The 24898-nt window shown below is 68.5% G+C and carries 21 protein-coding genes; 6 read left to right on the top strand and 15 right to left on the bottom strand.

The window, feature by feature from the left end; all coding sequences use genetic code 11:
* The first annotated feature begins 316 nt into the window (after window positions 1-316).
* Window positions 317-2653: a hypothetical protein gene (locus tag Q664_RS17595; RefSeq protein ID WP_043396240.1), complete on the top strand. Its 2337-nt coding sequence runs from the start codon at window positions 317-319 to the stop codon at window positions 2651-2653.
* The gene (locus Q664_RS17590; protein ID WP_043396237.1) at window positions 2650-3999 is read left to right on the top strand and encodes a hypothetical protein; all 1350 of its coding nucleotides are present in this window, start codon (window positions 2650-2652) and stop codon (window positions 3997-3999) included. The genes Q664_RS17595 and Q664_RS17590 overlap by 4 nt, the downstream gene beginning before the upstream one ends.
* Before the next feature lie 59 nt (window positions 4000-4058).
* On the opposite strand, the gene hypF is transcribed toward Q664_RS17590, so the two are convergent.
* From hypF to Q664_RS17550, 8 genes are read right to left on the bottom strand one after another with little or no spacing between them, the layout of a single operon-like run.
* Window positions 4059-6347, bottom strand: coding sequence for a carbamoyltransferase HypF (gene hypF / locus Q664_RS17585; RefSeq protein WP_043396234.1), 2289 nt, complete (start codon window positions 6345-6347; stop codon window positions 4059-4061).
* A 3-nt stretch (window positions 6348-6350) separates the two neighbouring features.
* Entirely contained in the window at window positions 6351-6692 is a 342-nt protein-coding gene (locus Q664_RS17580) for a hydrogenase maturation nickel metallochaperone HypA/HybF (RefSeq protein ID WP_043396230.1), read from the bottom strand.
* Window positions 6685-7164, bottom strand: a complete 480-nt coding sequence (locus tag Q664_RS17575) for a hydrogenase maturation protease (RefSeq protein WP_052518269.1) — start codon at window positions 7162-7164, stop codon at window positions 6685-6687. The genes Q664_RS17580 and Q664_RS17575 overlap by 8 nt, the downstream gene beginning before the upstream one ends.
* Window positions 7161-8456, bottom strand: a complete 1296-nt coding sequence (locus Q664_RS17570; RefSeq protein ID WP_043396227.1) for a Ni/Fe hydrogenase subunit alpha — start codon at window positions 8454-8456, stop codon at window positions 7161-7163. Before Q664_RS17570 ends, Q664_RS17575 begins: the two co-directional genes overlap by 4 nt.
* Window positions 8446-9222, bottom strand: coding sequence for an NADH-quinone oxidoreductase subunit B family protein (locus Q664_RS17565; protein ID WP_043396224.1), 777 nt, complete (start codon window positions 9220-9222; stop codon window positions 8446-8448). The genes Q664_RS17570 and Q664_RS17565 overlap by 11 nt, the downstream gene beginning before the upstream one ends.
* Window position 9223: 1 nt before the next feature.
* Window positions 9224-10072, bottom strand: a complete 849-nt coding sequence (locus Q664_RS17560; RefSeq protein ID WP_043396220.1) for an FAD/NAD(P)-binding protein — start codon at window positions 10070-10072, stop codon at window positions 9224-9226.
* Entirely contained in the window at window positions 10069-10530 is a 462-nt protein-coding gene (locus tag Q664_RS17555) for a cyclic nucleotide-binding domain-containing protein (protein WP_043396217.1), read from the bottom strand. Before Q664_RS17555 ends, Q664_RS17560 begins: the two co-directional genes overlap by 4 nt.
* Window positions 10531-10543: 13 nt before the next feature.
* Entirely contained in the window at window positions 10544-11695 is a 1152-nt protein-coding gene (locus tag Q664_RS17550; protein ID WP_052518268.1) for a 4Fe-4S dicluster domain-containing protein, read from the bottom strand.
* A 304-nt stretch (window positions 11696-11999) separates the two neighbouring features.
* Between Q664_RS17550 and Q664_RS17545 the strand changes: the two genes are divergently transcribed.
* Complete coding sequence (locus Q664_RS17545) at window positions 12000-12797, top strand: hypothetical protein (protein WP_152622151.1); 798 nt, start codon at window positions 12000-12002, stop codon at window positions 12795-12797.
* 50 nt (window positions 12798-12847) lie between these two features.
* Here the strand turns inward: Q664_RS17545 and Q664_RS17540 are convergent, their stop codons facing one another.
* On the bottom strand, window positions 12848-13660 hold the full coding sequence (locus Q664_RS17540; RefSeq protein ID WP_152622150.1) for a hypothetical protein: 813 nt from the start codon (window positions 13658-13660) through the stop codon (window positions 12848-12850).
* A 385-nt stretch (window positions 13661-14045) separates the two neighbouring features.
* Here Q664_RS17540 and Q664_RS17535 point away from each other — a divergent pair, with 385 nt between their 5' ends.
* A complete protein-coding gene (locus Q664_RS17535) occupies window positions 14046-15374 on the top strand; it encodes a hypothetical protein (RefSeq protein WP_152622149.1) in 1329 nt (442 codons plus the stop codon).
* A 59-nt stretch (window positions 15375-15433) separates the two neighbouring features.
* On the opposite strand, the gene Q664_RS17530 is transcribed toward Q664_RS17535, so the two are convergent.
* Window positions 15434-15760 (bottom strand): 2TM domain-containing protein, encoded by a 327-nt coding sequence (locus tag Q664_RS17530; protein WP_052518266.1) that lies wholly within the window; start codon window positions 15758-15760, stop codon window positions 15434-15436.
* A gap of 271 nt (window positions 15761-16031) precedes the next feature.
* Between Q664_RS17530 and Q664_RS52240 the strand changes: the two genes are divergently transcribed.
* Together Q664_RS52240 and Q664_RS17520 are read left to right on the top strand one after the other, a co-directional pair.
* Window positions 16032-17636: a M12 family metallopeptidase gene (locus tag Q664_RS52240; RefSeq protein WP_052518265.1), complete on the top strand. Its 1605-nt coding sequence runs from the start codon at window positions 16032-16034 to the stop codon at window positions 17634-17636.
* Window positions 17637-17643: 7 nt separating this feature from the next.
* Window positions 17644-17994 (top strand): YbaY family lipoprotein, encoded by a 351-nt coding sequence (locus Q664_RS17520; protein WP_043396209.1) that lies wholly within the window; start codon window positions 17644-17646, stop codon window positions 17992-17994.
* Here the strand turns inward: Q664_RS17520 and Q664_RS17515 are convergent.
* From Q664_RS17515 to Q664_RS17495, 5 genes are all read right to left on the bottom strand, one after another.
* The gene (locus Q664_RS17515; protein ID WP_052518264.1) at window positions 17978-19420 is read right to left on the bottom strand and encodes a wax ester/triacylglycerol synthase family O-acyltransferase; all 1443 of its coding nucleotides are present in this window, start codon (window positions 19418-19420) and stop codon (window positions 17978-17980) included. The genes Q664_RS17520 and Q664_RS17515 overlap by 17 nt on opposite strands.
* Window positions 19421-19571: 151 nt before the next feature.
* Entirely contained in the window at window positions 19572-21923 is a 2352-nt protein-coding gene (gene ppsA, locus Q664_RS17510; protein ID WP_075207458.1) for a phosphoenolpyruvate synthase, read from the bottom strand.
* Between the two features lie 134 nt (window positions 21924-22057).
* Complete coding sequence (locus Q664_RS52235; protein ID WP_052518263.1) at window positions 22058-22588, bottom strand: ester cyclase; 531 nt, start codon at window positions 22586-22588, stop codon at window positions 22058-22060.
* A 548-nt stretch (window positions 22589-23136) separates the two neighbouring features.
* Window positions 23137-23472, bottom strand: coding sequence for an STAS domain-containing protein (locus tag Q664_RS17500; RefSeq protein WP_043396204.1), 336 nt, complete (start codon window positions 23470-23472; stop codon window positions 23137-23139).
* 63 nt (window positions 23473-23535) lie between these two features.
* The gene (locus Q664_RS17495; RefSeq protein WP_043396201.1) at window positions 23536-24855 is read right to left on the bottom strand and encodes a hypothetical protein; all 1320 of its coding nucleotides are present in this window, start codon (window positions 24853-24855) and stop codon (window positions 23536-23538) included.
* Between the last annotated feature and the right edge of the window lie 43 nt (window positions 24856-24898).

The following is a 24898-nucleotide window of genomic DNA, read 5'->3' as shown; positions in this document are numbered from 1 at the left end:
CGCCTACAAGTACGCGGTGAACGGGCAGTTGTACGCCTGGGACAGGGAGTTGGGGCGTCATGATGACTCGTGATGGCCGTGAGCTTCCCCTGACGCCGGAGGACTCACTCGTTGACGTCAACGAGTGATGTAGGCCATCCACACACGCCACTCATTGATGTCAACGAGTGAGTGGCGATTCTCCCCACGGGTTGCGTGCCCGCGTGGACTTGCGCGGTGCGTCGCCCCGGCAACAGACTGGCCGCCATGGCGTTGACCCCCACCCCAGCCACTGTTCCGCCCACCCCTTCGCCTCGCTGGGCCTGGGGGGTGGACAATGCACGCTGAGGCGTGGGCGCCCAGGTGGGCGGCGCTGCTGGGGGCCGTGCTGCTCTCCACCGGCTGCGTCACGCTGGCGCCCCGACAGGGCGGCAGCACCTCGGAGGGCTCCCGCGCCTTCCCCGCGTTGCGAGAGACGGTGACTATTGCGTCCCCGCTCGAGGCCCCCTCCCCTCTCGCGTCTACCGAGCTGGGCGAGCACGCCCTCTCCGCCGAAACGGGCACGCAGCAGCGGCTGCACCGCCGCCGAAGCGCCCGTGGACTGGGCCGGGAGGCTGCCCTGGCGAGCTCGGGCGAGGCGCCCGCGTCCGAGGAGTCCAGCGCGGGGCCTTCCCCGCGGGAGCCGCCCTCGTGCGGAGGGCAGGCCGTGCCCCCCGGCTGGCCCGACTTCTCCTCCAGCCGTGACGAATTGCTGGCACCCTTCCTCACCTGCACCTCGCCCGGGGAAGTCCTGGCCCTCCAGGAGCGGGTGGACATGCCCCGCCTGGTGGAGGCCCTGGACGACTGGCGCGCCGTACGGCTCGGTGGCCTGGGACCGCCGCGCGAGGACGTTGCCCACCTGCTCAACCAGAAGCGCGCCTCTCTTCTCCAGAAGGCCCCCGGAGCCTATGGACGCCTCAACGCCCAGGTCCTCTCCGTCTACGTCGTCGACTCGGCCTACGACAATGACGTGAGGGAGATTCTCTTCCTGCTGGCCCAGGAGAGGCGGTTGGAGGAAGTCCTCGAGCGACTGCCCGCTCTCCAGGCCGCACTGGAGAAGCGGGGACTGAAGCCCACGGCCCGTGTGGAGCGCGGCTCCACACTCGCACAATGGGGCCGAGGCATTCGCGGGCTTGGCGAGGACACGCTCTCCAGCTCACCTGCGGCCATGGACGGGCAGGATTTCGCGTTCCTCCCCATACGAGGCCAGCTGCCGCCAGAGTACCAGGAGGCCCTCGAGAAGGCCGAGAAGGAGCTGGTGCTCAACGCCTCGGCGGACGACATGGCGGTGAGTGCGTTTGACCACGTCACCTTTGGTGTGCCGCTGGGCGGCTACCACTTCATCGCCACCTCCGGTCATGGCGTGTGGTTGCTCTGGAACGGCGAGATTGAGGAGGGCACGCGTGAGGCGGCACCGGCGCTGGTGCTGGCCCTCGTCGGGGGCTACAAGGGCGTGCGCTACCTCGCCAAGGGGGAAGGCGCCGCGGGCATGCGCTTGCGCCTGCGCACCGGGGCGGAAGCCGCGGAAGCACGGCTTCGGGCCCTGACCGAGACGGCGCGGCAGCTCCAAGGGGTGATGAACCTCCAGGGCCTGCGCGACCTGGCAGGCTACATCCGGGAGAGCCGTGAGGCGGGGCGCTTCGTGGCCGTGGGCGGGGCGGACGCCGCGCTGGCGCTGTACGAGGCTCGGGGGAGTGTGGCCAAGGCCAGGCCGCTCATGTCCAAGGCCAGGCCTGGGGCCACGGGCTCCCCTCTCGCGACGAGTGGGGCAGGCGCTGGAGAAGCCGCCACCGCGGCGGATGACGCCGCGCGCTCTCCTCATGGGAAAGCCCCCGTTGCGCGGGGCCAGGGCACCCTGGCCTCGCTGGTGGATGAGGGGGTGGGCCACACGCGGGAGGTGGTGGAGGCGAAGCTGGCGGCGGCGGAGCTCGAGGCCACGGGCCCGCGCCTGCCCAAGGACGTGAAGGTGCTGGAGCAGCACCGCCCCTCCCTCGAAGCCCCACCTCCCGAGGCCCAGGGCAGCCCCCGCTGGCGCGAGTACGTGGACTACTACAACAAACGCTTCAAGGAGGTGGAGAGTGGCACGGCCGCCGAGGGCCCCCTGAAGTGGGCGCCCTACGAGCAGTTGCGCGGGTGGTTTGCCCGGGGGATGGCCTTCGAGCGCGACATGGTGAAGCTGCTGCAAGCGGACGCGCTGAAGCCTCGGGCCCAGCGCAGCCTCCTCGGGGATTTCGATAGACCCCGCCTCGAAATCCAGGTCGGCGTGCGGAAGCCGGGCACCGGCCTGCGCTTCGCGGATGTGCTCGTCATCGAGGAAGGCGCGCTCGGCGGAGGGCCACGTCGCGTGGAGACCTTCAGCTTCAAGAGCCGCGATCTTGCGAGACTGCAAGGTCCAGCTCTCGAAGCCCAGATGGCTGCGGATGCGCGTGAAGCTCTGCAGAAGTATGGAGAGAGGCTGGACATCCGCCGGGATTCTCTACAGTCCCTTCTCCCGAAGGGTGGTGAGGTGGAAGTGCCGAGGGTGCGTCTGGTTTACGAGGGCGGCGAACTCAAGCCTTTGAACGCAGACAGGTTGAGAGCGGCTGTCGCTGCAACGAAAGACGCCGTCCCGGGCGTGGAGGTTCTGTTCCAATGAAGGTGCTGGAGTTGTCGAACCTGGAGGACAGCCTCCTTCTCACATTTGACGGTGCTTTCGACCAGCAAGCTCCACTGGAGAGGGAGTTGGAGCCTCTGCTTGGAGATCTCGAGCGATACGCCGATGGGTGGATGCCGGAAATCGTCGAAGGTAAGCGTCGACGCAAGTACTCCCGCTCCGCGTTTTGGAAGGCGCTGGAGGAAAAGCGTCACGAAAGAGGAGCGTCCATTGGCCTCTACCGGACGACGTGGCCCGCGTTGGAGATGTGGCCTAGGCTCAATTGTCCACCGCTTACTCCCAAGCTCGCTATCTTGCTTGAGGTGCAGCCACTCGCATTCTTCTCGGAAGCGGAGCGTTGCCGGCTGTTCGTGGAGATGGTGCGAGCTTGGGCCTCTCACTACCCTGTTACTCATGCCGCAGCCCACAGCGTCGCTGACAGGGGCTTGGCGGGCTCTCCTGATTTTGGGCGGGATGAAAAAGCGTCACAGAGAGACGGCTTCGACAAAATCTATGAGGTGTTCTGGCTCAACGTCTTCGGCCCCAAGCTGGTGGAGACGGTGGGCCGCGAGCGCATGCTGTCCACCCCAGCCCACCGGGTCGAGGAGTTGCCCAACGGCAGCGTCCTCCTGGTGACATGGCCCACGGTGGCAGACTTCGCCAGCCAGGAGGCACGGCTCGCCCAGGCTCGGGCCCACGCACACCTCCGGCCGGACCTCGACTTCGACACTATTCTGCGCACGTTGCATGATCGCAGTGCCATGCTGGCCCCCGTGAAGCCCCGCTTCCCCCCGGACATGGCCCCGCTCCTCTCGCGTGTAGTGGACCGCGCCGCCAGTTACGAGCGGCAGCGGAGGATTGCCGAGTTCAACGCATGGCAGCCACCCGAGCCCGAGGAGTGGCGCCCTGCTGACTTCGCCCTTCCCACCGACGTGGAGGACCTGGAGCGCGCTCGCGAGCACTACAGCACCCTCGCCGAGCACCTCGTGGCGTTGCTGCACTCAGAGGTTCCCTCGGTCTTCGCTGCTAAGCCCGAGTCACTCACGGATGCCGACTTCTACTTCTGGCGCGAGGAATTCCCGAAGAGCCGCCTACGGGAAGCCATTGATGAGCACGCGGTGCCCGCCATTGGCGCGTACCTGGGTGAGGTGCTGGTGCGCAACCTGGGCGGCAGGTGGATTCCACGCCAGAAGCTGGAGGAGGCCCAGGTGCTCGTGGGCAACCGCGTGTGGTTGCCCTTCGTCCGGGCCCGCAACTACATGCGCTCTCGACAGTCGCTGCTGGACTACTCCCTCACCCACCTCTACCGCGTGGCCGAGCGGCACGCTGCGCGCGTCGGCCCATCGTGATCACCAGGAGCGGAGCATCGTGATCAGCGGGCCTGTGGGCCCGAGGACTACGCTGGAGGTCAGGTGGTTCGCCCTACGGGGCCCGTCGGATAGGAGTGAGCCGCGACCGCGACCTGTCCCAGGGACAGCCCGCCATCATTCGGAGGGTACTGCCGGGGCGAGAACACCCCGAAGCCCCGCGCGAGCAGCCGTGCCCGCACGTCCCGCAGCAAACGCAGGTTCTGGAAACACCCGCCCGAGAGCACCACGCGCGGCAGGCCCACGCGCACCGCGATGGACTCGGCCAACACGGCCAGCGCGGCATGGAAGCGGGCGGCCATGAGCGGCGATGGGACGCCTCGCTTCCGGTCGGCCAGGAGCTCCCGGAGGAGCGGCTCCCAGTCCGCCACCGCGGGCGTTCCGTCTCCCAGTGGCAGCGGATAGGGCTCCGCCTCCCCTGCCCCCGCGGCGAACTCGAGCGCCATGGCCGCCTGCCCCTCGAAGCCCGCCTGCATGCGGATGCCGGAGCACGCGGCGACGGCATCGAACAGCCGGCCCATGCTGGTGGTCCTCGGTGACTGGAGGCCCCGCTCGAGCATCGTCACGAGCACCTCCGCCTCGCGCGCCGTGAAGGACTCCTGGAGATGTGCGACCGCCCCAGCCCCTTCCACCTCGTGCAACAACCCGAGCGCGGCCCGCCTCGGCTCGCGCAGGGCCCGCTCGCCGCCCGGCAGGGAGAAGGGACGCAGATGAGCCACACGGAGAAACCCGGCCCCTTCCACGACGAGGGCTTCCCCACCCCACAACGTGCCATCCGTCCCGAGCCCGGCGCCATCCCAGGCGAGGCCGAGCACCGGCCCCGAGAGTCCGTGCTCGGCCATGCAGGCCGCGACGTGGGCGTGGTGGTGCTGCACGCGCACGAGGGGCACTCCCCACTCACCCGAGAGCCGCTCGGCGAGCCGCGTGGACGCGTAGTCCGGATGGAGGTCGCACGCGAGCGCCACCGGACGCGCCTCCAGGAGCCGCAGCAGGTCCTCCGCCGTCCGCGCCAGGAGCCGAGAGCCCTCGAGAGAGCCCAGGTCCCCGAGGTGCTGGCTCACCACGACCTCCTCGCCCACGCAGAGGGCCACCGTGCCCTTCAACTGCCCGCCGAGCGCGAGCAGGCACGGAGCCTCCGGGAGTGACAGGGGAAGGGGCGCGTACCCCCGGGCGCGCCGCAGCACCTGGAGCCCCTCGGGCGTCATGCGCGCCACGGAGTCATCCACGGGGCGGACGATGGGCCGGTCGTGCATCAGGAAGCAGTCGGCCACCTCGTGCAGCCGCGCCAGGGCTTCCTCCGGGCCGATGCAGAGAGGCTCGTCGGAGAGGTTCCCGCTGGTGCACACCAGTGGCCGGCCGGCCGCCTCGAGCAACAACCCGTGCAGCGGCGTATACGGCAGCATCGCCCCGAGCCACGGGTTGCCAGGGGCCACGGACTCCGCGACGGACACTTCCGCCCGTCCGGGCTGGCGCCTGCGCAGCAGGAGGATGGGCGCCGCCGGAGAGGTGAGCACCGCGGCCTCCTCCGGGGACACCTCGCAGACCGAGCGCAGCACCTGGAGCGAGGGGAACATCACCGCGAAGGGCTTCTCCGGACGGCGCTTGCGCTGGCGCAGGCGTGTCACGGCCTCGGAGCTCGTGGCATCCACCAGGAGGTGGAAGCCTCCCAACCCCCGCAGCGCGAGCACCCGGCCCTCGCGCACCGTCTCCACCGCGCTCCGCAGCGCCGCCTCGTCCTCCGCGAGCCGCGAGCCATCCGGGGCGAGCAATGACACGCGCGGACCACACGCGGGGCAGGCGATGGGCTGGGCATGGAAGCGCCGGTCCCGCACGTCTCGGTACTCGGCCGCGCAGGCCGCGCAGAGCGCGAAGCCCTTCATGGAGGTGCGCGGCCGGTCATAGGGAAGTGACTCGATGAGCGTCCAACGCGGCCCGCAGCGGGTGCAATTGGTGAACGGATAGCGGAAGCGCCGCTCCCCGGGCGAGGCCACCTCCGCCAGGCACTCCGGGCAGGTGGCCAGGTCCGCGGGCACGGTTGGCCGAGGGGGTGCGTCCGGATCGCTCTCGAGGATGAGGAAGGCGCGCTCGTGCCGTGGGGGCACCTCGGAGACCTCCACCCGGGTGAGGCGGGCCGCGGGAGGAGCCTCGCGAGAGAGGACCCTCACGAACTCCTCCACCGCGGGCGCTGGCCCCTCCACCTCGATGCGAACGCCATCGGTGCGGTTGCGCACCCAGCCGGCCAGTGCCCGAGCCGTGGCGGCGGCATGGACGAAGGGCCGGAAGCCCACGCCCTGTACCACCCCGTGCACGGTGATGGCCCGCCTCACCATCCCCTACTCCACCTCGATGGAGGTAATGGCCAGCCCCGTCCGCCCGAGCTGCTCCCCATCGGTGCTTCCACACCCCGGGCACAACAGGAGGTGGTGCTCGGGAGCATAGGTGCGGCCACAGGCCCGGCAGCGCGCCTCCACGTGGATGAGGTTCAGCAGGAGCCGGGCCCCTTCCGCGCTCGTGCCCCGGGCGTGGGCGGTGAAATGGAAGGACAGGCTGTCGGCGGACAGGGACTCGGTCTCCGCCACCCAGCCCCGCACCACGCGGACGCGAGAGGCTCCATCCGAGGCGGCTCGCTGGAGGACGGTCTCGAGCACCTGCCGGGCAAGCGTGGACTCATGCATGGCTACACTCCTGTGTCGAAGAGACGGCACGAAGCACCTGCTCGGCGGCACGCGGGACGGCGGCGGCCACCTCGGGCGACAGCCCCTGCCGGAAGCGCTCCGGCCGGGAGATGCTCACCCCGACGATGCGGATGGACGGCGACACTCCCGAGGGCGACAGCAGCCGCGCCAGCGCCACCGCCTGCGCCACCCCGAGCCCATGCGTCGACATCGTGGAGAGACCCCGCTGCTCCAGCTCGTCCGGCTCCAGCACGAGCACCTCGCCCGCCGGAGCCGCCAGCACCGCGTCCACCAGCACCACCGGGGCCGGCGTCTCCAGCAGGGGCAGGAGCGCGCTCGGCTCCGGCGCCAGGAGCAGCTCCAGGCGCTCGGGGGCGCCTAGCGCACGCAGGTGCTCGATGACGGCGATCCCCACCTGGTCGTCGCCGGCCGCCGCCTGTCCGAGCCCGATGACACGTACCCGTCCGCTCATGTCCGCTCCACCTTCAGGGTGAGGAAGTGCGTCGCGCAGGAGATGCACGGGTCGTGGTTGCGGATGGCCTGCTCGGCCAGCCGGGTGGCCTCCGCATGGGCCCGTGAGGCGAGCTGGGGCGCCAGCTCGCGCAGATCATCCTCGATGGAGCGCTGGTTCTGGGAGGTGGGCGGGACGATGCGGGCATCCAGGAGGGTGCCGTCCGCGTCGAGCGTATAGCGGTGGTAGAGCAACCCGCGCGGGGCCTCGGTGGCGCCGTACCCGGTGGCCGCCCGGGGCGGCGTGTCCACGTGGGGCACGGTGGGCTCCCCATATTCCTCGACGAGTCGGATGGCCTCGGTGAAGGCCTGGAGCATCTCCACCAGCCGCACGAGCAACGCGCGGAAGGGGTTGCGGCACGGCACGGACAGCCCCGCCCTGAGGGCGGCCTCCTGCACGGAGGGATGCAACCGGTCGAAGTTGAGGTTGAAGCGGGCCAGCGGGCCGCACAGGTAGGCACCCCGCCCCACGCGCCGCGCGTGCAGCGCATGCGTGTACGGCACCTGCTCCTCCACGAAGTGTGCATCCCACTCGCGCACGTCGATGTCCAACCCCTCCGAGGACACCACCCGCCCCCCGAGGATCGGGTACTCGCTCGGGTGGCGCAGCGAGACGAACTCGTAGGCGCGCTCGAGCTCCGGGAAGGAGAAGCGGGCCATCCACGCCAGCGACTCGGCGGTGGCGTCGCGCCCCCAGCGCAGCTCGGGGAGGAGCGATTCCAGCTCGGCCCGGGTGGGGGCCTTGTAGAAGCCGCCCACGCGCACGTTGATGGGGTGGATGGCTCTGCCGCCCATGAGCGCGACGAGCGTGTTGCCCGCCTTCTTGATGCGCAGGCCCCGCTGCACCCACTCGCCATGCTGCTTCGCCATGGAGAGCGCGTCCGGGTAGCCGAGGAAGTCCGGCGCGTGCAGCAGGAAGACATGGAGCCCGTGGCTTTCAATCCACTCGCCGCAATAGAGGAGGCGGCGCAACGAGCGCAGCGGCCCCTCCACCGTCACGCCCAGCGCGTCCTCCACGGCGAGACAGGCGCTCATCAGGTACGCCACCGGGCAGATGCCGCAGATGCGCGAGGTGATGTCGGGCGCCTCCAGGTACGCGCGCCCGCGCAGCAGGGCCTCGAAGAAGCGGGGCGGCTCGAAGATGGCCAGGCGCACGTCCGTGGCCTTGTCGCCCTCCAGGCGGACGGTGAGCGAGGCCTCGCCCTCCACGCGCGTGAGGTAGTTCACGTCGAGGGTGCGCGTCTTATTCGTCATGGCGCTCGCTCTCCTCGCGGAAGGCGGGGGCGTTGGCGTTGAAGTTGCGGAAGGAGCGGACGAGCTCCGTCTCCGAGCGCCCCGCGGCCTGGAAGGCCCGTGCCAGCGAGGGCGTATTGGGTGCCTCCATGGGTCCGAAGCAGCCGTAGCAGCCGCGGTGGTACGTGGGGCAGAGCGCGCCACAGCCGGCGTGCGTCACCGGCCCCAGACAGGGCGTGCCCGTCACCATCACGCACACGTTGCCCCGCAGCTTGCACTCCACGCACACGCTGTGGGCCGGGATGTTGGGCCGCCGCCCGTTCAGGAAGGCGCTGAGCACCTCCAGCAGTTGCCGCTTGTCGATGGGGCAGCCCCGCAGCTCGAAGTCCACGGGCACGTGGTCCGCGATGGCGGTGGAGGTGGCCAGCGTCTCGATGTACTCGGGCTTCGCGTAGACGGTGGAGAGGAACTCGCGCACGTCCCGGAAGTTGCGCAGCGCCTGGATGCCGCCCGCCGTGGCACACGCCCCGATGCTCACCAGGTAGCGGGACGCGCGCCGCACCTCGCGGATGCGCACGGCGTCCGCGGGGGTGGTGATGGAGCCATCCACGAGCGACAAGTCGTAGGGTCCCTTCAGCGCCGTGCTGGTGGCCTCGGCGAAGTACGCGATGTGTACGGCGTCGGCCAGCGCGAGCAGCTCGTCCTCCAGGTCCAGCAGGGTGAGCTGGCACCCGTCGCACGAGGCGAACTTCCAGACGGCGAGCGAGGGTTTCTTCCGGCGGGCCATCTCACACCTCGCGCGGGTTGATGAAGGGCCGGAGCCGGTCATAGGGGAGCACCGGCCCGTCCTTGCACACGAAGAACGGGACGAGCTGGCAGTGGCCGCAAAAGCCCACGGCGCACTTCATGTTGCGCTCCAGGGAGAGGTGGATGCGCGAGTCCGGCACGCCCTGGCGCTCCAGCTCGCGCACGGTGAAGCGCATCATCACCTCGGGCCCGCACATCAGGGCCACGGTGCGCGAGGGCTCCAGCTCCACGTCCCGCAGCAGCGCGGGCACCACGCCCACGTGTCCCTTCCACTCGGGGCCCGCCTGGTCCACGGTGACGAGCACCTTCAACCGGGCATCCTCCTGCCAGCGGGCCAGCTCGCGGCGGTACAGCAGGCCCTCCGGCGAGCGGGCCCCCACCAGCAGCGACACCCGGCCGTACTCCGTGCGGTGGCGCAGCAGGTGGAGGATGGCGGAGCGCAACGGGGCCAGACCGAGCCCTCCGGCCACCACCACCACGTCCAGTCCCCGGGCCTCCTCCAGGGGCCACGGCCGGCCATAGGGGCCCCGCACGCCCATCCGCCCTCCCCGCCCCACGCGGCGGAGCGCCTCGGTGACGGCGCCCACCGTGCGCACGGTGTGGAGGAGCTCGCCCGGGCGCGCCGGATCTCCGCTGATGGAGATGGGCACCTCCCCCACCCCGAAGGCATACAGCATGTTGAACTGGCCCGGCTGGAAGGGAAAGCCGCCGGGACGCTCCGACACATCCAGAGACACCGTGAACGTGTCGGCCGTCTCGCGGCGGAGGCTCCGCACGCGCAGGGGCTCGGGCATCATCGGGCCGGCGGTGGGGAGGGCGCCGGTGCTCATGGGCCCACCTTGTAGAGATCCATCCGCTGCATGCGGACGCGCTCCAGGCGCTCGTAGAGCTGGCGCAGCAGGCGCATGGCCAGGGCCGGCTCCAACACGGGGTGCTCGGGACTGGGGCCGCGCAGACACGAGGCGTCGAGCGCGAAGGACTCCACGGGCTCCACGGCCCGCGCGTCCAGGTGCCAGCGGTACGGAGGGAAGAGCCAGGACAGGCCAAGGATGTCGCCCGCCTTCAGCGTCTCGAGCTGGCGGGGCCCCTGCCCGGGAACGTTCAGCTCCAACGACACCCGGCCGGAGCGCAGCAGGAAGAGCGTACGGGCCTCGTCCCCCTCGCGCAGCAGCAGGGCCCCCGCGGGGAAGGACACCTCTCGCACGTCACAGGCGATGGCCTTCACCTGCTCGGGGGAGAGCCCGCGCAGGAAGGGGTGCTCCTCGATGGGCGGGAGGGAGGATGCCATGAGTCGTCTCCTCTCACGCCCCGGGCCGGGCGCCATCGGTGGCGCGGATGGCGGCCACCTCCTCGGTGATGTCGATGCCCACCGGACACCAGGTGATGCAGCGCCCGCAGCCGATGCACCCCGAGGTGCCGAACTGATCCCACCAGCTCGCGACCTTGTGGGTGAGCCACTGCCGGTAACGGGAGCGGATGGAATGACGGACGCTGCCGCCGTGCAGGTAGGAGTGGTCCAGGGTGAAACATGAGTCCCAGCGCCGCGAGCGCTCGGCCACGCCCCCCACCAGGTCCGTCGTGTCCTCCACCGAGGAGCAGAAGCAGGTGGGGCACACCAGGGTGCAGTTGGTGCACCCCAGGCAGCGCTCGGACACGTTGTCCCAGCGCGGGTGCTCCTGGTTGCGGTAGAGCAGCCCCTTGATGTCCGTGGTGTCCATGGCGCGGCCCATGCTTTGGGCAGTGCGCTCCACCACCGCGTCCGCGGCCCGCGCGTCTGGCTCCCGGGCGGGGATGGCTCCCACGCGCGCCAGCAATGCCGCGCCGCGCTCGCTGCCCGGCTCCGCCAGGAAACGGTGTCCGCCCTCGAGCAACTCGGTGAGGGCCACGTCGAAGCCGGAGGTGGCGCGAGGGCCGGTCCGCATCGACACACAGAAGCAGGTGCCTCCCGCCTGCCCGCAGTTCACCGCCACCACGAAGAGCCGCTCGCGGCGCGCCGCATAGTCGGGGTCCTTGTAGGGCCCCTCCAGGAATGTACGGTCCTGGACGGCGATGGCGTGCAGGTCGCAAGAACGCGCGCCGATGAGGGCCAGCCGGGGAGGCTCGGTGGACTCCGGCTCCACCTGGAAGCCGTCTTCCTGGCGGTGCGCGCGGAAGAGCCGCAGCTTCGGCACGAAGAGGAGCTGCTTCCAGGACCTGGGACCCACCGCGTAACCGAAGAACGCCCCATCCTCGCGCCGGGCCAGCCGGTAGGTGCCCGCCTCCTGCACCTCCGTCATGCCCCGGGGCAGATCCGCCACGCCCCGAATCTCCGCGTGATCGATGGCACCGTCCCGCACGGTGGGACCCATCAGCCGCCAGCCATCGCCCCGCAGCGCCACCAGCAGCGCCTCGAGTCCGTCCACGGACAGGACGAAGCGTTCCCTCTCGGCTTCGGGTGGAGCGACCTCGGCCATACGGCCTCCTGGAACAGAGGGACGGATACGCGGCTCGCCAGCCTAGACACCGTCAGCGAGCGCTCGCGAGCGAGGTCAGGTTTGCCCGTCACCCGGCGAACGCTTGCGGCCTCTCCCTTGCCTTATTGGACGTCCGCCTCGTCCGCCCGGGCAGGGGTCGCCACGCCGCGAGCGAGGCCCCTGTCTCGGGCAGTGCCATCCACCGACACGAAGGGGCAGCTTGTCGCACCCGCTGCCCATGGACAGCCTGCGGTGGGAAATACAAACGGGGAGGAGCGAGATGGCCGCCGAGCAGAATGCACGCATGAAGGGATGGGCAGCGTTGAGGGCCTCGGCCATCATGCTCGGCCCTTCGCTGGTCCTGGACGGGATGGTGGCGGCGAGTGTGCTGGCCGCATCGGCCGCGGCCTGGGAGCAGGGGCGGCGCAGTGGCCGTCCCATCTGGAAGCTGGCGGCCGGAGGAGCGCTGATCCCCTGGGTGTACCGGCTCTTCCTGCGCTCGAGGATGCAGAGATTGGGCGCCACCCGGCAGGAGGAACTGCAGTCCCTGCCAGGGGATGAGTTGATTCCCCTTCGAGGAGCCTTGGAGCTCACCCATGCCATCACCCTCCGCGCACGCCCCGAGGATGTCTGGCCATGGCTGGCGCAGATAGGTGGGGGAGAGCGAGGAGGCTTCTACAGCTACGACTGGCTCGAGCGGCTGGTGGGGCTCCCCGTGCACAGCGCCGAGCGCATCCTCCCGGAGTACCAGCAACCGAAGCCGGGCGATCCAATCATCCCAGATGAACAATGGCGCGTGCTGCGGGTGGACTCGGGCCGTGCCTTCGTGCTCGGCAACGAGGACCTCACCTGGGCCTTCGTGGTGCAGCCGCTCGACACGGACAATACCCGCCTGCTCGTGCGCATCCGCGTGAGCCCACGGCAGGCGGGGCCTTTCGGCTCCAGCCTCATCACCCTCCCCCACCTGATCATGCAGCGGAAGATGATGGAAGGCCTGCGCCGCCGGAGCGAACGGACCGCGCGCCAGCGGGAAGCGGGAGGTGCCGTGATGCCTGAAATGGCGCGTCCGTCTTCCGAACGACCCTCGGCACCCGGCGTATAGGTCCCCGGAGCACGAGCCCCCGCTCCTCGCTCATGGAGCGGAAGCGCCGGCTAGATGCAGCACATGACGGGCACGGGGTAGTTCCACACCCTGAAGCGGAGATCCCCGGTCGGGTTCGAGCCGGGGCTGGGGATGCACTGATCCAGGATCGTATTCTTGTCGGCGACCTGCGTGACGGTCCCCGCGGGACACGCTCCGGCGGACGTCGCATCCTGCGTCGCGATCTGGACGATCTGGCTGTAGTTCGCCGTGATCCACGCATCGGTGAAGGATCTCGCCGCGGCACAGTCCGCGAACTGATTCGTGTGGCTCGACGTCGTCAGCCCCGGCATCGAGACCTGACCCAGATAGGTGGGAGACGTGTAATTGCTGACCACGATCCCCGAGTGCCGCCAGGTCGCCATCGTACACGACGGAGTGCCCGCGTCGCTCGGGGGCGGAGGCGTCGGCGGCCGCTGGCTGCATCCTCCCTCGATCTTGACCATCACCCCCGTGATGTTCGGCTGACCGTTGATGTGCCCGGTCACGTGGTTGGTGCACGAGACCACCAACGAGTTCGGCGTCAGGATGTACGGAGCGGGGCAATCACAGAAATACGGGTCGTACCCATTGCCGACGTTGGCGTTGTATTGCCCCGTCAGCGGATCGTATTGGATTCCAAAGGTCCCGTAATCCGTCCTGAGCTGCGCCAGCAGGTTCGTAATGGTCGACGCGCTGCAGCTGGTGACGCCGGTCAGGTCGTAGCTCTTGCCGCAGAAGGCCAGCTGCCGGTTCGTATCGGAATTCAGCTTGGTGATCTGGTTGATGAAGGCATTGGCTCCCGCTGGCAGGACCAACATCATCAGCATGACAATCTTTTTCATGTGTCTCCTGTGTATCGTTGGTATTTCGCCGGACGAAGAAGTGTCCAGCGTCGATGCCACCACCTCGGGGGCGAGCCGCCCTGGATGATTTCCACCGCTGGGATCCCGTCTGCCATCTCCCGCTCGGCGATGGCCCTCGCCGCCCCGCTGTGTCGGCGGGTGAACAGATGCCATGCGAGAAGGCCCATGGCAATTTTACCGCCAGTCAAATTCGCCGAGGAGAAGCCGCGGAGAGTTCCAACCCTATCTCGCCCTCGTGGGCACCCCGGAACCGCTCTGTTCCAGCGCGGACGCAAGCGCACCCCCCGCGAACAGCAGTCCCTTCCGGTGTGCGTCTCCACTCTCCAATCGCTGGGGTCTACCGGCTCCAGCGGAGGGGGAACGCATGAGACAGACGTGGAGAGGATTGTGGACCCTGATGGTGTGGTTGGGCCTCATGGCGTGTGGTGTCCCGGCGCTGGAGGAGGAGCAGGCGCCGACGGTGCGGGATGAGAGCACGCAGACCCGCGCGCTCTCGGCGAACCCGGAGCACCGGAATCCGCCTCCCAGGGAGCCCTCCTGGGTGCGCAACATCACCGGCACGGGCGAGCACGAGACCCAGGTCATCGCGCACGATCCACGAGGCAACGTGCTCGTCCTGGTGACGGACATCGAGGGGCCGCTCGACTTCGGGGCCGGGCCCGTCATCTTGCCGTACCCGGTCTCGCGCATCGCGGGGCTCGCGAAGTACTCGCCCGGAGGTGAGCTGCTCTGGGCCCGCGTCCTCGCGGCTCAGCCCACGGCGGAGGTCCCCACTTCCTACACCGTGGGCACCGCGATGGCGGTGGACCCGAAGGGCAACATCGTGCTCGGCATGCACGTGGAGGGGCGGTTCGTCCTGGAAGCCATCGACGTGCCCACGGGGGACTACCTGGTGAAGCTGGACCGGGACGGCAAGGGGCTGTGGGCCCGCCAGCTGCCCACCCGCGCGACGGGCGTGGCGATCGACGACGAGGGCCACATCGGCATCAACGGATTCCTGCAGGGCGCTCCTGGCATCACGTTCGACTTCGGCGATGGGCCCATCTCGGCGGCGAAGCAGTATGCCTTCGTCGCCCGCTACTCCTCCCGGGGCGAGCTGGACTGGGTCTTCGTCGATGACGAGGTGGTCTTCACCCAGGGGTTCGCCACGGACGAGGATGGGAACTTCTACTTCGGCGGCTCCCGCTTCCCGGACATTCAAAGCGGCGCCGGCACCCCCTATCTGCGCAAGGTCTCCTGCAAGGGCAGGGGCATGTGGTCCCGTCACCTGGAGGCGAGCAGCGGCTCCTTCGTGAGCATCGCGGCCCACCATGACCGGGTCGTCGCGGTGGGCTCCTTCAGCGGCTCGTTCCGTTTCGGGGGGCGGAGCTTCAGCACGGAGCCCGAGGAGTTCGCGAGCATGCTGCTCAACTTCTCGCAGGGGGGCCGGGAGCGCTGGGGGCGGCAGTTGGACAGCACGCTGCGCGCGGTGGGCATGGACCACAAGGGCGGCGTGTACGTCGCGGGGGCGCTCCCCTCCACGGGCGGAGAGACCTGGCTGTTCACCGCCCGCTACTTCAAGGAGAGCGGCAACAGGGATTGGGAGCTCGGTTTCAGGGACCGCTTCCTCTTCGCGACGGACCTCTCCGTGACGGCCCGGGGGGACCTGGCCATCACCGGCCCCGCGATCTACGTGCTGCAATTCAAGCACTGAGCACAACGGGAAGAACCGCGGTGGGGTGCTGGTGGACCTGACCTTCCACATGGATGGTCTCAGGGCGCCAGGGGCTGGGGTGGCCGCGGAGGGCCGCCCGAGCGCTCTCTGTCCCTCTCCATGAGCTGACGGGTCTTCCGCTCCTCCCATCGCTCACCGAGGAAGGAGCCGTCCAAGAGGACCGTGGCTCCGTGTATCAACACGAAGATTCCCCAGCTGATGACAGGCCAGAAGAACCAGGGCTCACCGGGGGACAACTGGTCGAGGAGGAACAGGCCGAGGCTCACCGCGAGATACACCAGGAGGTGCATGTAGAAACCGCGCAACTCCTCGACGCGCTTGTGCGCACGCTCGTATGACGGGTTGTCATTCTTGATGTCTGGCATGGGGCTCTCTCCTCCACCATCAAAGCTGGGGAGTTCTCCCGGAAGGCGCCAGCCCCGTACGTCCCGGGCCAGGAATCATCGCGGCCTCGAGCCCGCCACGTCGGGCCGGCCAGGGCTGCGAAGGGGCGCACCCACTGAGTGCCCGGCAATACTGCCACCTTGCTGCATGGCTGGAAGGAGTGCCCGATTGCACCCCCCTGGGCGCAGGGCCAGTTCTTGAGGTGGAGCCCCCTGCCACAGGCTGAATCCCGAGGGAAAGGCGGCAAGCGCCATGACTGACAAGACCCATCCCGAAATCCAGACCGCGTCAGCGGCACCGCGGGACATACGCCACAGCTACGTCTTCGGAAGAACCTTCGACGTCAAGAAGGTCTGCTACACCGCCGTGAAGGGGCTGGCTGTCTTCGAAGGAGACATCGTCCTTGGAACGGTCGAGGAGATGGAGCAGGTCCGCAAGGAGGTGGAGGAGCCGGATCCCAACCTGCAGCGTGCCTGTGTGCTCGTTGGAACCCGCTACCTCTGGCGAGACGCGGTCATCCCGTATCGGCTGGCTCCGAACCTGCCCGACGCGCAGCGCGTGACGGATGCCATCAACCACCTCCAGGCGAACACGAACCTGCGCTTCCGGCAACGGACCAACGAAGGGGACTTCGTGACCTTCCGGGACGGTACCGGCTGCTCCTCCTCCCTGGGGAGACGAGGGGGAGAGCAATTCATCACCATTGGCGACGGGTGCGACTGGCCCCGCGTCGTGCATGAGATCTGCCATGCCGCTGGCCTGTGGCACGAGCAGAGCCGCGAGGATCGGGACAACTTCGTCACCATCCACTGGGACAACATCTCCGAGGCCAACCGGCACAACTTCAATCAGCAAATCACGGATGGCGACGACGTCGGGTCCTACGATTACGGCTCGCTCATGCACTATGGCCGGAGGGACTTCGCCGTGGATCCCACCCGGGACACCATCACCCCCACCGACCCCGCGGCCAATATCGGGCAGCGCACGGGGCTGAGCGCCGGAGATATCGCGGCCCTCAACCTCCTCTATCCGAAGACGGTGGTGCTGGGGGATACGAGCACCAATGCGCCGGCGATCGTCTGGCGGAACCAGCAGTTCCTCCTGGGGTGGACGGGGCATGGCAACAATTTCCTGAACTTCATGAACTCGACCGACGGGGTGAACTTCGGCGGCAAGGTCACCCTGGGGGACACCTCGCCCGAGGAGTTCGCCCTGGTCGGCTTCAAGAACAACTTCGTGGTCGCCTGGATTGGCACCGGAAGCAACCAGCTCAACATCATGCAGTCGTCGGATGGGCGGAATTGGGGCAACAAGGTGACGCTGGGAGATGCCTCGAGGTCCGGACCGGCGCTCGCCGTCTTCAACAACCAGCTCTATCTGGCCTGGCGGGGACATGGGAACAACAAGCTCAACGTCATGCGCAGCTCGGACGGGGTGGGTTGGGGCAACAAGGTCACGCTGAATGATACCAGCACGTCCGGTCCCGCCCTGGCGGTCCTGAACACGAGGTTGTTGCTGGCCTGGCGCGGAGAGGGCAACAACCAACTCAACATCATGAGCAGCACGGACGGCTCGACCTTCGGCAACAAGGTGACCCTGAATGAGACCACCTCGTCCCAACCGCATCTTCATGCCAGGGACGGACGTGCCTTTCTGTCCTGGCAGGGCCAGGGCAACAACCGGCACAATGTGCTGGTCAGTGCCAACGGCTCGCGGTGGGGTTCGAAGGTGACCATGAACGACACCTGCATCGATGGTCCCGTCCTCACCTCCACCCCCAGCCATCTCGTCTGCGCCTGGACGGGGACGGATCCGTCCCACCATCTCAACACCATGCGCCTCAACATCGTCTGAGGCGGCGATGGTCCGAGTGAGCGGACAGCTCGAATTCTCGCCCCCCGTCACCCTGCCGGGCAGTGCGAAGGCCTGGGTCCGCCTGCTCGACGTGTCCCAGGCGGATGCACCGTCCGTGGCCGTGGCCGAGCAGGAGTTGAGCGGTCTCTCCGAGGCCGTCAACACAGGTGGAGCGGCCACGTTCCTCTTGGAGGCGGCGGAGCTGGAGCCGCGTGGCAGCTACATCGTCTCCGTACACGTCTCCATGGAGGGCAGCAGGACGGTCCGCGCGGGCGACTACCTGACGGTCCAGGCCTATCCGGTGGAGGTGCAGGGTCCCTCCCAAGCGCTCACGGTGCAGGTCAAACCGGTGTCGTGAGCGCCGCAGCGGGGTAGCGGCCTCCGGGAGGACGAGGGCCCTCCTCTCCCGATTCGTGACGGCGCGAAAGCCGAGCCCAGCTCGTCTCCATTCCCGCCGCCAGGACCTCCAGATCCGGGAACCGCTCCGCGTCCGCGAACACCGAGAGGTTCAGCTGGCCGGCATAGGACAGGATGGCGAATGACAGGCCAACGGTTCCCCCGAGGTTGTTCGCGAGCGTCACCTCGAGGATCCTCGCGCCGAGTACGAAGAGGGGCACCGGCGGCCCTTCCAGGTCGCTCTCGAAGAGGTTCATCGTGTGCTGCCGGCGGGCCAGAAGACGGAACAGCCCGGACATCGACACGCACGCGATGATGTGTTCGGAGCTCGTCGCCAGCTCCTTCTTCCTCATCTTCCGGGTCGAAGCGGCGATCGCCTCCAGGCATGCCTCGGCGTCGGGCAGGTCCAGGGGGAGTGGAACGAGCAGCTGACCGGTCCTGTTGCCAGTCTCTCCGGCGTCCGTCGTGGACCGCAGGGAGACCGCCACGGAAGCAATGAGGGCCACGCCCTCGACCGGCTCGCCGCGATGAAGCAGCAGCTCCCTCGAGCCACCCGCGATCAGCGTGAGCATGACGTCGTTGATCCTGGTGCCCCGGGCATGCGCGACGTTCCTCGCCTCGGCCAGCCCCATCCGCATCACGGCCAGGCGGCGGGTGACTCCGACGGGGGCGTTGAGAGAGGTCCTCGGCGCTCCCTGGCTTTCACGGAGGGTCCGCACCAGCGTCCGCCCGGCCGAGACGGCGGAGCGGGCAAGCGCCACCGGATGGACCAGCCGCTCCACGGCTCGCGCCAGAGCCGCTCCCTTCTCGGCGAGGTTGTCCACGAACAACCGCCAGTGGCTCGGTGGCGGCCGGGGTGACCACGGCTCCTCCTCCGGATCCGCGGCGTCGGGCGCCAGATCGAACAGCGCGTTGAAGATACGGAGCGCGGCCTTCCCGTCCGCGATGGAGTGGTGCAGCTTCGCCAGCACGGCGAGCCGTCCGGACTCCAACCCCGTCAGGAACCAGAGTTCCCAGAGTGGCTTGGAGCGATCCAGGAGCTTGCTCAGGAGATTCTCGACGAGCCGCAGGAGCTGCGCCTCTCCACCCGGTGCTGGAATCTCCGCGTGGAGGATGTGCCGCTCCACGGCGAAGGTGGCATCGTCCACCCACAGCGGGGGGCCCCGGAGAAGCCCGGGCCGGTACAGCACCTTTCGCAGCACGGGAACCCGCCGCAAGCGACGCCGCAAGCGGAGCCGGATCTCCTCCAGCCGCAGGTGCCCGGCGGCGTCCAGGAGCGGCGGTCCCTCCAGCACCAGCAGCGCCCCGATATGCGTCGGTGTCCGGGCGTCCTCGATCGACAGGAGCATCCGGTCCATGGGACTCAGCCGGTGATACCGGGCGCGCATGGTTCGACCCCCGCGAACAGGCTCCTCTTGCCTGGATTCAACCTGTTCACGAACCGAGGCGCCCGGCAGGGCACCCGGACCCGGCGCCCCTGGATGATGGAGGCTGAGCCGCCCGTCAGACCACCTGACGGGCCCTCCCGCGTCCCACCCCTCACCGCGCGCGTGCGGCCTCCAGCAGCAGGCGGCGCTCGGCGGCGGCCACCACCCGCCGCGCCGCCCCCACCGCTCCCGGGTCCACCGAGATGGAGGTGATTCCCGCTCGCACCAGGTGCTCGGCGAACTCGGGCCGATTCGAGGGAGCCTGGCCGCACAGGGAGCACGTCACCCCCGCCTCCCGGCTGGCGTGGATGATGCGGACAATCGCATCCAGCACCGCCGCGTCCGACTCGTTGAACAGCTCCGCGCACATCTCCGAGTCCCGGTCCACCCCGAGCATGAGCTGCGTCAGGTCGTTCGAGCCGATGGAAACCCCCGTCACGCCCAACCGTGCGTACTCGGGGATGCGGTACACCACCGAGGGCACCTCCGCCATCACCCACCGCTCCAACCCGCGCTGCCGCCCCAGGGGGCTGGTGTCCAGCAACTCCAGACACGCCTCCAGCTCCCAGAGCGTGCGCACGAAGGGAATCATCACGTGCAGGTTGGGTAACTCCTCCCGCACCCGCGCGAGCGCCTCCAGCTCCAGCCGGAACACCTCCGGCTCGCGCAGGTAGCGGTAGCAGCCGCGGTAGCCGATCATCGGGTTGGCCTCGACCGGCTCGTACTCCGCGCCGCCCTCCAGCCCCCGGAACTCGTTGGTGCGGAAGTCCGTCGTCCGGTACACGACCGGCCGGGGATGGAACGCCCGGACAATCTCCCGGAGCGGGGCCACCATCCGCTCCACGAACTCGCGCTGCCGCCCCTGGGCGATCAGCTTGCGGGGATGGACACCGGCGAACGCATCGGTGAGGAGGAACTCCGCCCGCAGGAGCCCCACCCCATCCACCGGCAGCGCGGCCGCCTCGCGCGCCTGCCCCGGCAGGGCCAGGTTCACGTACAGCTTCGTCGCCAGCGGCTCGGGCTCGCGCGCCTCGGCTCCCCGTGGCTCCTCCAGCGGCCGCACCGCTTCCACCCGGGGCACGGCCACCTCCTCCACCCGGCCCTCGAACACCTCACCCGTGCGCCCATCCACCGTCACCTCTTCCCCGTCGCGCAGCACCCGCGTGGCGCTACGGGTGCCCACCACGCAGGGCAGGCGCAGCTCGCGGCTGACGATGGCCGCATGGCTCGTCATGCCTCCGCTGTCGGTGATGATGGCCACGGCCCGTCGCATGGTGGCCACCCAGTCCGGAGACGTCATGGCCGCGACGAGCACCTCGCCCTTCCGCAACATCCCGCCCTCCTCGGGGCCGCGCAGCACCCGCACCTTCCCGGTGACGCGGCCCGGCGAGGCCCCCAGCCCCGTCACCAACGCCGGCTTCCGGGCCTCCCGCCCCGGCTCCGGCACGGCCAGGCCCAGCGTGGTGATGGGCCGCGACTGCACCAGGTACAGCCGCCCGCCCTGCTGGGCCCACTCGATGTCCTGCGGCGAGCCATAGTGCGCCTCCACCCGCGCCCCCAACCGCGCCAGCGTCAGCACCTCCTCGTCCGCCAGCACCCGCTTGCGGGCTCGCTCCTCGCTCAGTTCCACGCGCCGGTCTCCCCCACCAGGCGCGCGCTCCAGCAGGAAGGCCTTGTGTCCCACGCGTACCTCGAGCAGCCGTGGGCCCTGCTTGTCCACCGTGTACGTGTCCGGCTCCACCTGCCCGCCCACCACCACCTCACCCAGCCCCCAGGCGGCCTCGATGACGAGCCGCCGCGTGTCCCCCGTGGCCGGGTCCGCGGTGAACATCACCCCCGAGCACGCCGAGTCCACCATCTCCTGCACCACCACGGCCAGGGAGGGCAGCTCGGTGAGGCCCTGGCTCTTGCGGTAGGCCACCACCCGCTGACCGAACGCCGAGGCCCAGCACTCGCGCAGCCGCGCCAGCACGGCCTCGTCACCGACCACGTGGGTATACGACTCGTGCATGCCAGCGAATGAGGTAGCGGACGTGTCCTCGTCCGTCGCCGAGGAGCGCACCGCCACCGCCCGCTCCCCGCCCAGGTGGTGGTAGGCCTCGAGCACGCTCTCCCACAGAGCGGCTGGCAGATTCACCTGAAGCACCAACTCGCGCAGCTCGGCCGAGCGTTCAGCCAGAGAATCCTGATCGTCCACGTCGATGCTCCGCCACAGCTCGCCCAGCCGCGAGCGGAGCGGCCGCAGGGTCTCCTGGAAGGCCTCCGACGTCACCACGAAGCCCCGGGGCACCGGCAGCCCCGCCTGGGTCATCTCACCCAGGTTGGCGCCCTTGCCTCCCGCGAGTGCCACGTCCTCTCGGGACAGAGCGTCGAACCACACCACCCATGGCCGCGGCTGCTCGCCCGGGCGCTCTCCTCGCGAGTCCTGGACCGGCTCCCGCCCCGTCTCCGTCGTCGTTTCCATATGCACAAGTGTGCAAATGAAGACGGCATGGAGCGACCTGCCCGTTGGCACGGGGCGGACGAACGGCCTTCCCTCGGCGAGTCAATTCTCTTTTCCTGCCGTGGTCCTCAAGTTACAGGCCCGGGAAACCAGGGCTACACGCGCTCGTATTCCCGCACCAGCGCGATACCCGCCACCATGGGCGCCACGAGCTCCGGCTTGTTCTTCGTGATGCCCAGGCGGGTGGTGGGGTACCACGCCGCCAGCGACGGAGCCGCGAGCACGCCGAGCTGCTGCAGCAGCGACAGCATGTCGGGCATGTCCCAGAACTCGGCGATCTTCCCGTGCTCCAGCCGGTAGTGCGGATGGGACACGACCGTGACATTCCGCCCGGTCGCCGGAATGCCCATGAAGGCACCGGTATGCACCGCGTTGGCACGGATGCGCGGTGCGATGATGTCCCTCTGGAAGACGAAGCCGTCGATGGTGTAGCGCATCGACGAGAAGGCCTCCAACCAGGACTTGATGACGATCTTCATTCCCTTCAGGCCGGGCTCCATTCCAGGGATGTCCGGGTGCGGCACGACGTCCCTGGTGTAGAAGCGCCCGAGCTCCTCCACGCGGCCCTGCTCGTAGATGGTGGTCAAGTACTCCTGGAAGAACCTGCGTGCGGTCGTCGCGTCCATCTTTCCCCCCTCGTGTGGTGCTGCGTGTTGCGACAGCGGGGTTCATCGCCCCCCTGCATGCTCAGCGTTGTGCCACGGACGCCGTGACCGCGCTGTGAGCCAACTCGCAGAGAAAGTATGAACTCCTTCACACACCCGAGACCGTGAAGCCTGTCACTGCACATGGCGCCACACGCAATACTCTTCCTCGTGTTTCACTCACCCCACATCTTTCCTTGAGCAGGTGGTCCACCCCAATGACTTGCAACCCCTCCAGCCGCCCAGGCTTCGTGTCGTAGCCTGGGGCGGGCCGGCCGCACACTCCACAGCGCGGCTTGCGCTTGGCGCGGGCGCCCCCCCCTGGATGCGAAGCACGCGTCCCATCACCTCCCCGCCAGCACTCGCAGGGGCGGCTCGCAATGCAACTCCGCGACCAGGGCTCTTGCCAGAGTGACAGCCGCCTCTTCTGCCCCCGGGAGATGTGCCCCACCCCAGTGGCCGACGCGCTTGATGACGCTCACCGCCCGCAGCGGCGGCGAGGGCCAACCGCTGCGCGGTGGAACGGCTCCTCAACAAAGGCCTTGAAGAGCTTTCGTCTCGTTGTCGTAAGACTCGCACACCGTGAGCAACCAGGTTCTGGAGAGCTGCTCCTTGATCTCGGGGAGCAGGTTGAGGAAGCCGGCCTTGCCGCCCCTCCGGAGCGCCTCGTTGGTCGAGAGGATCAGCGAGGCAATTCCTGGCTCGTCGATGGTCGCCACGCTCGACATGTCGAGCAGGCTCCTCCTCGCGCCCATGGACAGAGACTTGAAGATGGCATCGCGTACCTGCGCCGCCGCCGCGCCAGTGAGCGGCCCATCCAACTTGAGAATCTCTACGTTCTGGACACTGCGGGAGGTGATATTCATGACGTATGCGCTCCAACAGGCATTTTGTTGAATGGAAAGAGGATGGATTGACAGCGCTTCCGCCTACACCCACGCATCGAAAAACACTTCGTAATAGCCGTGGTTCTCGCTCACCGCATCCATGGGGACGCCAACCGTCAACGCCCAATTGGTTATCTTTGAAAGGATCATGTATTTCAACATGGCGTCCATGAGGTCCCCACCACAATAATGCTCGGCCAGGAACTGAATGGCCTCAGATGTCGACATCCCCTTGAGCTGTCCCACAGACTCCTTCCAGTCGAGGAGCGCGGCATTAGGGATGAGCGCCGTATAGGTTCCGATGTAATCATCCTCATTCTTCAGGATGGCGATCACGCTCCCGACAATGATTGCCATCAATGCAATGGCCTCCGCGGGAATACCAGCCCCCGTGACCTGATCAATGATGGCCTGTCCCATCTCCATCCAGTTGTCGATGAAGAGTTCATCGAGCAGGATCTTCAAGATCTCCGTCAGGACCTCGATCTCCTTGTCGTACTGGTTGCTGTGGTCCGCTTCCCAGGCATCGGTGGTGATCGCCAAACCGCCGCCAGGGACCGCGGCATCCCAGAGCGTATTGGGCTGGAAGGTCCGCGAGTCACCTTCGTCCATGCTGAGCTCTTCAGACACGTACTTGGTGCCGGTCTCGCCATCACTGACCGCGAACCCGTAGAAGGGTTCATCGTTCCCCGCCTCATGCGTTCCTTCGTAGCAACTGACGCGCCCCGCGCTCAGCTTGACCCGCCCCAGCGTGGCGCCTCGCACCGCCACGGCCCGCTCGGGCTTCACCCCCACACAGGTGATGGACCAGCCCAGCTCACGCTGTGCCTGGCGAAATGACTCCGAAGCGCGGGGTGCTTGCGCGAGCTTCACTTCTTCCCCGAGGCCCAACTCCGCCCGCTTGCGCTGGAGGTCCGCGGGAGAGAACCCCGCGGTGGACAGGTGGCGGCTGTCGATTACATGGAGATTCCTCATGTTCGGAACCTCCTGGGCGAGCCGGGGCAGCTCGGCGCGCAGGTCCGCCAGGGAATAGCCGGTCTCCTCGTTCAGATGCGCGGAGCGCTCCGGGAAGATGCGGCTGCGCGCATCCACGGGAGCCTGGGCGAAGACGCCTCCCAGGGCCGAGAGATCCGCGGGGGAATACCCCAGCTTCTGGAAACCCTTGATGAGGGCCTGCTCCAGATCCGTGAGCGGCTTCTGCTTGGATTGCCGTGCGAACGCGTTGAGCATCACCGCGGCCAACAGATTGTTGTCCCGGTTGCGCTCCAACCGCGTGGGCGCCGCCCCCCGCACGCGCGTTGCGCTCAGTTCCTGGCTCAACCGCGTCACCATCCGCTGCGTCTTCTCCGCACTCGTCATCATGAGTCGCCACGCTCCGTTCTCTGCGTGTGTCCGTGAACACGTC

Source organism: Archangium violaceum Cb vi76 (assembly GCF_000733295.1).
Lineage (GTDB): Bacteria > Myxococcota > Myxococcia > Myxococcales > Myxococcaceae > Archangium > Archangium violaceum.
This window is presented reverse-complemented; position numbering and strand designations above follow the sequence as displayed.